General features: G+C 75.2%; 7 protein-coding genes. 1 reads left to right on the top strand and 6 read right to left on the bottom strand.

Annotated elements, in window-relative coordinates; all coding sequences use genetic code 11:
* On the top strand, positions 1 to 4,694 hold a 4,694-nt coding region (locus ACIQOV_RS13395; protein ID WP_401048237.1), incomplete at its 5' end, for an ATP-dependent helicase.
* 94 nt (positions 4,695 to 4,788) lie between these two features.
* Here the strand turns inward: ACIQOV_RS13395 and ACIQOV_RS13390 are convergent.
* From ACIQOV_RS13390 to ACIQOV_RS13365, 6 genes are all read right to left on the bottom strand, one after another.
* Entirely contained in the window at positions 4,789 to 5,088 is a 300-nt protein-coding gene (locus tag ACIQOV_RS13390) for a hypothetical protein (protein WP_401048235.1), read from the bottom strand.
* Between the two features lie 55 nt (positions 5,089 to 5,143).
* A complete protein-coding gene (locus ACIQOV_RS13385; RefSeq protein ID WP_387694057.1) occupies positions 5,144 to 5,512 on the bottom strand; it encodes a helix-turn-helix domain-containing protein in 369 nt (122 codons plus the stop codon).
* 318 nt (positions 5,513 to 5,830) lie between these two features.
* Complete coding sequence (locus tag ACIQOV_RS13380; RefSeq protein WP_380352587.1) at positions 5,831 to 6,343, bottom strand: CinA family protein; 513 nt, start codon at positions 6,341 to 6,343, stop codon at positions 5,831 to 5,833.
* Positions 6,344 to 6,360: 17 nt separating this feature from the next.
* Positions 6,361 to 6,999, bottom strand: a complete 639-nt coding sequence (gene pgsA, locus ACIQOV_RS13375) for a CDP-diacylglycerol--glycerol-3-phosphate 3-phosphatidyltransferase (protein ID WP_401048233.1) — start codon at positions 6,997 to 6,999, stop codon at positions 6,361 to 6,363.
* Positions 6,996 to 8,516 (bottom strand): 30S ribosomal protein S12 methylthiotransferase RimO, encoded by a 1,521-nt coding sequence (gene rimO, locus ACIQOV_RS13370; protein ID WP_401048230.1) that lies wholly within the window; start codon positions 8,514 to 8,516, stop codon positions 6,996 to 6,998. Before rimO ends, pgsA begins: the two co-directional genes overlap by 4 nt.
* 96 nt (positions 8,517 to 8,612) lie before the next feature.
* On the bottom strand, positions 8,613 to 9,315 hold a 703-nt coding region (locus ACIQOV_RS13365), incomplete at its 5' end, for a helix-turn-helix domain-containing protein (RefSeq protein ID WP_401048228.1).

Here is a 9,315-nt window from a genome sequence, read left to right as displayed (position 1 = left end):
TGGCCGGTTTCGCCCCGGCCACCCGGGCCTGGTTCACCGGCGCCTTCTCCGCCCCCACCGCCGCCCAGTCCGAGGCCTGGCGGGCCATCCAGCGGGGGACGGACGTCCTGGTGGTCGCCCCCACCGGCTCCGGCAAGACGCTGGCCGCCTTCCTCTCCGCCCTCGACCGCCTCAGCACCACCCCGCCCCCCGCCGAACCCAGACGCCGCTGCCGGGTCCTCTACGTCTCGCCGCTCAAGGCGCTCGCGGTGGACGTCGAACGGAACCTGCGCGCCCCGCTGGCCGGCCTGCGCCAGGCCGCCGTCCGGCTCGGCCTGCCCGAACCGGAGGTCCAGGTCGCCATCCGCTCCGGCGACACCCCGGCCGCCGACCGCCGCCGCTTCGCGACCCACCCGCCGGACATCCTGATCACCACCCCCGAGTCGCTGTTCCTGCTGCTCACCTCCGCCTCCCGGGAGGCCCTGCGCGGCGTGGACACGGTGATCCTGGACGAGGTGCACGCGGTCGCCGGCACCAAGCGCGGCGCGCACCTCGCGCTCAGCCTGGAGCGGCTGGACGAGCTGCTGGACCGCCCGGCCCGCCGGATTGGCCTGTCCGCGACGGTCCGCCCGGTCGAGGAGGTGGCCCGCTTCCTGAGCCCCCGGCGCGGCGCCGCCGTGGTCCAGCCCGCCTCCGAGAAGGACTTCGACCTCTCGGTGGTCGTCCCCGTCCCCGACCTGGACGACCTGCCCGCCGCTCCGGCCACCGGCGGCTCCGCCGGCACCGACCCGCAGCGGCTGGGGGCACCTCCCGGCCGCCAGGCCGGGGGCGCGTCGATCTGGCCGCACGTCGAGGAGCGGATCGTCGACCTGGTCGAGGCGCACCGCTCGACCATCGTCTTCGCCAACTCCCGCCGGCTGGCCGAGCGGCTGTGCAACCGGCTGAACGAGATCGCCTATGAGCGCGCCACCGGCACCGCCGTCCCCGGGGCGCACGCCCCGGCCGAGCTGATGGGCGGCTCGGGCGCGGCCAAGGGCGCGCCCCCGGTGATCGCCCGGGCCCACCACGGCTCCGTCTCCAAGGAGCAGCGGTCGCTCGTCGAGGAGGAGTTGAAGGCCGGCCGGCTGCCCGCCGTGGTCGCCACCTCCAGCCTGGAGCTGGGCATCGACATGGGCGCCGTCGAGCTGGTCGTCCAGGTCGAGTCCCCGCCCTCGGTCGCCTCCGGCCTGCAGCGGGTCGGCCGGGCCGGCCACCAGGTCGGCGCCGTCTCCACCGGTGTCTTCTTCCCCAAGTACCGGGGGGACCTCGTGCAGTCCGCCGTGGTCACCGAGCGGATGCGGGCCGGCCGGATCGAGTCGCTGCGCATCCCGCGCAACCCGCTGGACGTGCTCGCCCAGCAGCTGGTCGCGATGACGGCCCTGGACGTCTGGCCGGTGGACGAGCTGCTCGCCGTGGTCCGCCGCGCCGCCCCCTTCGCCACCCTCCCGCAGTCCGCGTTCGACGCCGTGCTCGACATGCTGGCCGGCCGCTACCCCTCGGACGCCTTCGCCGAGCTGCGCCCCCGCCTGGTGTGGGACCGGGTGGCCGGCACGGTGACCGGCCGCCCCGGCGCCCAGCGGCTGGCCGTCACCTCCGGCGGCACCATCCCCGACCGCGGCCTGTTCGGCGTCTTCATCGTCGGCACCACCGCGTCCGATTCGAAGACGGGGAAGAAGGGCGGCGGCCGGGTCGGGGAGCTCGACGAGGAGATGGTCTACGAGTCCCGCGTCGGCGACGTGTTCACCCTCGGCACCACCTCCTGGCGGATCGAGGAGATCACCCACGACAAGGTGCTGGTCACCCCGGCTCCCGGCGTCCCCGGCCGGCTCCCGTTCTGGAAGGGCGACACCCTCGGCCGTCCGCTCGAACTCGGCCGCGCCCTCGGCGCCTTCACCCGCGAACTGGGTGCCCTCCGGCCCGAGGCCGCCACCGAGCGCCTCCAGCAGGCCGGCCTGGACGACTGGGCGGCCGCCAACCTGCTGGACTACCTGGCCGAGCAGCGCGCCGCCTGCGGCCACCTCCCGGACGACCGCACCATCGTGGTCGAGCGCTTCCGGGACGAGCTCGGCGACTGGCGGATCGTCATCCACTCCCCCTTCGGCGCCCAGGTGCACGCCCCCTGGGCGCTCGCCCTCGGCGCCCGGCTGCGCGAGAAGCACGGCCTGGACCCGCAGGTCATGCACGCCGACGACGGCATCGTGCTGCGCCTGCCCGACGCCGACCTGCTGGCCGCCGACTTCGACTTCGGCGGCCCCCCGGAGCAGGCGGTCGCGGACGAAGCGCCGGTCGGCGCCGACGCCGCCCTGTTCGACCCCGGCGAGATCGAGCAGCTGGTCACCGACCAGGTCGGCGGCTCCGCCCTGTTCGCCTCCCGCTTCCGGGAGTGCGCCGGCCGCGCCCTGCTGCTCCCCCGCCGCAGCCCCGGCCGCCGCACCCCGCTCTGGCAGCAGCGCCAGCGCGCCGCCCAGTTGCTCGAAGTCGCCTCCGAGTACGGCTCGTTCCCGATCGTCCTGGAGGCCGTCCGGGAGTGCCTGCAGGACGTGTTCGACGTCCCCGGCCTGGTCGAACTGATGGGCGATCTGGAGTCCCGCGCCGTCCGCCTGGTCGAGGTCACCACCGCGGAGCCCTCGCCCTTCGCCCGCTCGCTGCTGTTCGGCTACGTCGCCCAGTTCCTCTACGAGGGCGACTCCCCGCTCGCCGAGCGCCGTGCCGCCGCCCTCTCGCTCGACTCCCGGCTGCTGTCCGAACTCCTCGGCCAGGCCGAGCTGAGCGAACTGCTCGACCCGCAGGTGCTCACCGAGCTGGAGGCCGAGCTCCAGCGCCTCACCCCCGAGCGCCGGATCAAGGACGCCGAGGGTGTCGCCGACGCCCTGCGCCTGCTCGGCCCGCTCACCGAGGCCGAGTTGACGCTCCGCGGCGCCGATCCGCTCTGGGCCCTGGAGCTGGAGGCGGCCCGCCGGGTGATCCAGGTCCGGATCGCCGGCGAGCAGCGCTGGACGGCGATCGAGGACGCCGGACGGCTGCGCGACGCGCTGGGCACGCCGCTGCCGGTGGGTGTCCCGGAGGCCTTCACCGAACCGGTCAAGGATCCGCTGGGCGATCTGATCGCCCGCCACGCCCGCACCCACGGCCCGTTCACCGCCGCGGAGGCCGCCGCCCGCTACGGCCTGGGCGGCGCCGTGGTCGCCGGCACCCTGCACCGCCTGACCGCCGCCGGCCGTCTGGTCCAGGGCCGCTTCAGGCCCGCCGAGAGCCACACCGCCCCCGAGTGGTGCGACGCCGAGGTGCTGCGCCGGTTGCGCCGCCGCTCGCTGGCGGCCCTGCGCCAGGAGGTCGAGCCGGTCCCGCCGCGCGCCCTGGCCGCCTTCCTGCCGCAGTGGCAGCACCTGTCCGGCCACCGGCTGCGCGGCCCGGACGGCCTGCTGCGGGTGGTCGAGCAGCTCCAGGGCACCGCCCTGCCCGCCTCCGCGCTGGAGAAGCTGATTCTCCCGGCCCGGCTCACCGACTACTCCCCCGGTCTGCTGGACGAGCTGATGGCGGCCGGCGAGGTCGGCTGGTGCGGGGCCGGCGCGCTGCCCGGCAAGGACGGCTGGCTCAGCCTGCACCTCGCCGAGAACGCCCACCTGCTGCGCCCCGAGCCCGTTCCGCCCGCGCTCACCCCGGTGCACAGCGCCCTGATGTCCGCGCTGGCCGGCGGCTACGGCCTGTTCTTCCGCCAGCTCGTCCAGCAGTTGCCGGAGGAGACCGCCGAGGCGGAGATCGTCGAGGCGCTCTGGGACCTGGTCTGGGCCGGTCACGTCACCAACGACACCCTCGCCCCGCTGCGTGCCCTGCTCGGCTCCGGCCGGACGGCCGGCGCCACCGCCCACCGCGCGCCGAGGTCCACCCCGCGCGGCCGCTACGGCGGCGCCGGCCGCGCCTTCGGCCGGGTCGGCGGCGCCCTGCGCAGCGGCCCGCCGACGGTGGCCGGCCGGTGGTCGCTGCTGCCCGCCTTCGCCGCCGACCCGACGGTCCGGGCCACCGCCCGGGCGCAGAGCCTGCTGGACCGGCACGGCCTGCTCACCCGGGGCACGGTGGCGGCCGAACGGGTGCCCGGCGGCTTCGCCGGCGTCTACCGGGTGCTCGCCGCGATGGAGGAGCGCGGCCGGGCCCGCCGGGGCTACTTCGTCGAGGGCCTGGGCGGCGCCCAGTTCGCCATGGAGGGCGCGGCGGACCGGCTGCGCTCGGTGAACGGCCGGCTGGAGCGGGCCCGGGCCGCCGAGTGGCCGGCCGCCCCGGTGGGCGAGCCGCCGCAGACGCTGGTGCTGGCGGCAGCGGACCCGGCCAACGCGTACGGCGCCGCCCTGCCCTGGCCCGAGCCGCCCACCGCCCCCGGCGGCAAGGAGTCCACCGCCCACCGCCCGGGGCGCAAGGCGGGCGCCCTGGTGGTCCTGGTGGACGGCGAGCCGGCGCTGTACGTCGAGCGCGGCGGCAAGTCCCTGCTGGCCTGGCCGCAGGACGGAGCCACCCTGGCCCTGGCGGCCGGGGCGCTCGCGGCCGCCGTCCGGGAGGGCGCGCTCGGCAGCGTGACGGTCGAGCGGGCCAACGGCGAGCCCGCCCTCGGCTCGGATCTCGGCCGCGCCCTGGAGGAGGCCGGCTTCCACGCCACCCCGCGCGGCCTGCGCCTGCGCCCCTGACCGCGCGGTTCCGGCCCCGCCGCGGGGACCGGCGGGGAACGCCGAAAGGCCGGAGGCCGCGGGGTCGGGCCCCGCGGCCTCCGGCCCCGTCGAATCACCCGGTCGGCGGCGGCTGTACCTCCACCGGCTCCACCGGTGCCGCGCGCGGACGCCGGGCCGGTCCGGTCGCGTTCCAGTCGGCGTGGACCGGGATGAGACCGAGTCCCCAGCCGCCGGCCGCGAGCAGCCCCAGCACCGCACCGTCGGTCAACTGCCCCCGGACCACCAGGAGCCACCAGGCGAGCCCGGCCGCCGAGAGCACCAACAGCCGGCGCACCGGACGCCGTACCCGGGTGGACAGCCGCGCCCGGGCCCGTATTCGGGCCATCGGGCGCGTCTGCGCGTCTGTTCGCACGACCGCCCTCCCTTCGCTCGCCCCGGGCAGGGGCGCCCGGGAGTCGAGGCCGGGATCAGGCGGCGACCACGTCCATCGCGGCGGCCTTGGGCGACAGGGTCGCCCGGTCGGTGCCGGGGGCGGGCAGCGGAACCGGTTCGAGTACCGGCCTCAGCAGATCACCTTCGGAGAGGGTGGCCATCGCCGCAAGTTCGGCGAGCGACAGTTCGTCGCTGACCTCGCGCATGACCTCGGACATCCGGACATCGAGTGCGTCGCAGATGGCGGAGAGCAGTTCCGAGGACGCCTCCTTCTGTCCCCGCTCGACCTCGGAGAGGTATCCGAGCGAAACCCTGGCGGCCGCCGACACCTCGCGGAGTGTGCGGCCCTGGCGCTGGCGCTGCCGACGCAGTACATCGCCCAGTAGGCGACGAAGCAGGATCATCGGTGCCTCCCTCCTCGGACTGCGGATCGAGATGTCACGACCCCACCGTACCGCCTTGCCCGCTTCGCGTGCGGGGACCCTGGTCGTGTTCACTCTGGGCTGCAAGGCCGTCCCCCTCCTCGTTCCGGTGTCGCACCGGGGTTCGCGGGCCCTTCGTGGTACCCGTCGCGACCCGCCCCGCCACCGTCACGCAACTCGTTCGCCACCTGGTTTCTGCCCAACCAGGGTGTTGGATGTAACACGATCCTCCAGCTGTCCCATACCCGCGCACCGGATCGCCGGATCCCGGTTCGGTGGAGATCCCCGCCCGGCGGGCTCCTACCGTGCGAACCGACCGACCAGCAGCTCCAGCGCCGCGGTCACCGCCCCGTGACGGATTGTGGCACGACCGCCCGACAGCAGGGGAGAACTGACCAGAGTTCCCCCCGGGCCGGCGACCGCCAGGTGCACCGTGCCCACCGGCCGCCCGTCCTGCGGGTCGGGCCCGGCCACCCCGGTCGTCGCGAGCCCGTACGTGGCCCCCAGCAATCCGCGCACGCCCTCGGCCATCTGCCGGGCCACCACCGGATGGACCGGCCCGTACACGTCCAGCAGGCCCTCGTCCACCCCGAGCACCGAGGCCTTCAGTTCGGTCGCGTACGCGGTGACCGAGCCCCGGAAGGTCGCGGACGCCCCGGGGACGTCCACCAGCGCGGCGGCCAGCAGACCCCCGGTCAGCGATTCGGCGACCGCCAGCGTGCCGCCCTCGGCCCGCAGCGCGGCGTGCGCCCGCTCGGCCAGCTCGTAGTCCCGCTCCGCCGCGTCCCGCTGCGCCACGTCCCGCTCCGCCACCCGGTCTCCCCCGTCGCTCAGCGGCCGGCCCGGGCCGCGGCCTGTCCCTCGCGGCGCAGTCGCAGCGCCTGTCCGATGTAGTCCAGCGCGGTGCCGACGGTCAGCAGTACCGCCAGGCCCATCAGCACGGCCCGCCCGGTGGCCAGCCAGCCGGTCAGCGGCAGCACGTACATGCCGACCGCGGTGCCCTGGGTGAGCGTCTTGAGCTTGCCGCCGCGGCTGGCCGGGATGACGCCGTAACGGATCACCCAGAAGCGCATCAGCGTGATGCCGAGCTCGCGGGCCAGGATCACCACGGTGACCCACCAGGGCAGGTCGCCGAGCACCGAGAGGCCGATCAGCGCCGAGCCCATGATCGCCTTGTCGGCGATCGGGTCGGCGATCTTGCCGAAGTCGGTGACCAGGCCCTTGCGCCGGGCGAGCTCGCCGTCGAACAGGTCGGTGATCATCGCGATCGCGAACGCCGCCCAGGCGACCGCGCGCCACTTGGGGTTGTGCCCGTCGTCGGCGAACAGCAGGGCCACGAAGACCGGCACCAGCAGCACCCGGACCATCGTGAGCACGTTGGCGATGTTCCAGACCCCCGGGGCGGACGCCGCCGCGGCCACCGGTCTGCCCGGGTGGGCCGCGGCCGGGGCGACGGGCCCCTTGGTCATTCCCCGACTCCCGAGACCTTGGCCCCCGCGACCTCGGCGCCCGGGGTCCTGGGCGGTCGCACCTGCTCCAGCGCCTCGGCGATCAGGTCGACGCCCTCGCTGGCGACCACCTTGGCCCGCCAGAACTGGCCGATCCCGGGCGCCTCGACGCCGGTGAGGGTGGTCAGGCCGTCGGTCTCCGGGGCCTGGTGCGCGGAGCGGCCCTCGACCACGCCGTCCTCGACCGACTCGATCAGCACCTCGACCTCGGTGCCGATCCGCTGCTCGGCCCGCTGGGCGGTCATCTCCTCGGCCAGCCGGCTCAGCCGGTCCAGACGGTCGGCGATCACGTCCTCGGCGAGCTTGCCGTCGTAGGTCGCGGCCTCGGTGCCGTCCTCGTCCGAGTAGCCGAAGACGCCGATCGCGTCCAGCCCGGCGTGGGTGACGAAGCGCTCCAGCTCGGCGAAGTCCTCCTCGGTCTCACCGGGGAAGCCGACGATGAAGTTGGACCGGGCGCCGGCCTGCGGGGCCTTGCCGCGGATGGTCCCCAGCAGTTCCAGGAACTGGTCGGTGGAGCCGAAGCGGCGCATCCGGCGCAGCACGGCGGGTGCCGAGTGCTGGAAGGACAGGTCGAAGTAGGGCACCACGTCGGCGGTCCCGGTCATCGAGTCGATCAGGCCCGGGCGCATCTCGGCCGGCTGGAGGTAGGAGACCCGGACCCGCTCGACGCCCTCGATCGCGGCGATCTCGCCGAGCAGCGTCTCCAGCAGCCGGATGTCGCCGAGGTCCTTGCCGTACGAGGTGTTGTTCTCGCTCACCAGGACGATCTCGCGCACGCCCTGCCCGGCCAGCCACTGGGCCTCGTTCAGCACGTCGGAGGGGCGCCGGGAGATGAAGGAGCCGCGGAAGGCCGGGATGGCGCAGAAGGAGCAGCGGCGGTCGCAGCCGGAGGCGAGCTTGACCGAGGCCACCGGGTTGTCGTCCAGCCGCTTGCGCAGGGTGCGCGGGCCGGAGGCGGGGGCGAGGCCGTCGGGCAGGTCGGTGATCGGCTCGGCGGGGGCCTCGGCGCCGTGGCCGGGCAGCGCGACGGCCTCGGCGGCGGACTGCCGCTCGGCCGGGCTGACCGGCAGCAGCTTGCGGCGGTCGCGCGGCAGGTGCGGGGCGTGGTGGCCGCCGGAGAGGATCGTCTGCAGGCGGTCGGAGATGTTGGTGTAGTCGTCGAAGCCGAGCACGCCGTCGGCCTCGGGCAGCGCGTCGGCGAGCTCCTTGCCGTACCGCTCGGCCATGCAGCCGACCGCGACGACGGCCTGGGTGCGGCCGTGTCCCTTGAGGTCGTTGGCCTCCAGCAGGGCGTCCACGGAGTCCTTCTTGGCGGCCTCGACGAAGCCGCAGGTGTTGACCACGGCGACGTCCGCTTCGGCGGCGTCGTCGACGAGCAACCAGCCGTCGGCTTCCAGTCGCCCGGCGAGTTCCTCGGAGTCCACCTCGTTGCGGGCGCATCCGAGCGTGACAAGGGCGACAGTACGGCGTTCAGGCATAGGCCCAAGATTAACGCGCGGGCTCCGGTGCCGTTGGCCCCGGAGTCCGCGCGCCTCGGATCAGCTGATCATCAGCGGGCCGTCCGGCCCCTGTGGTCAGCCAGCCTGCGGGTCTCCGGGGGTGTACGTGACGTGCACCACCTGGCCGTCCTTGCCGAGGAGGCCGAGGTCCTTCCCGTTGACGTACGCGTGCACGGCCCCGCCGTTGCCGAGCACCAGCTTGATCTGCCGGGGGTCGGTGAAGGTCTGGTCCTGGCCGTTGCTGATGTTGTTCTGGAACAGCGACTTGCCGCTGCCGTCCATCGCCGAGACCCAGCTGGTGCCCTCGGCGACCAGCTTCACGGTGACCTTGTCGGCCGGGACGGCGGCGATCGCGGCGGCGCTGGGCACGGGAGCCGGCGGCTGGACGGCGGGCGTGGCGGCGGGGGCCACCGAGCCGGTCCCCGAGCCGCTGGGCAGCGGCGCGCTGGCCGAGCCGGTGCTGCCGCGCCCGCCCGTGCCGCTGACCAGGTTGAAGCCGATCAGCGCGACCACGGCGACGATCGCGGCGACCATGGCGGCCGCCCAGTTCGGCCGGCCGCGGCGGGGCACCTTGATCGGGCCGCTGTCGATCAGCTGGGTCGCCGGGCGCCTGGCGGCGGGCGGGCCGCCGTGCGCGGCGTCGTACCGGGCGACCAGGGCCTCGCCGTCCAGGCCGACCACCCGGGCGATCAGGCGGATGTGCCCGCGGGCGTAGAAGTCGCCGCCGCAGCGGGCGAAGTCGTCCGCCTCGATGGCATGGACGATCGGCACCCGGACC

This window comes from Kitasatospora sp. NPDC091257 (assembly GCF_044757675.1).
Lineage (GTDB): Bacteria > Actinomycetota > Actinomycetes > Streptomycetales > Streptomycetaceae > Kitasatospora > Kitasatospora lactacystinica.
The sequence above is the reverse complement of the archived record's forward strand: the minus strand, read 5'-3'. Positions and strand labels throughout refer to the sequence as shown.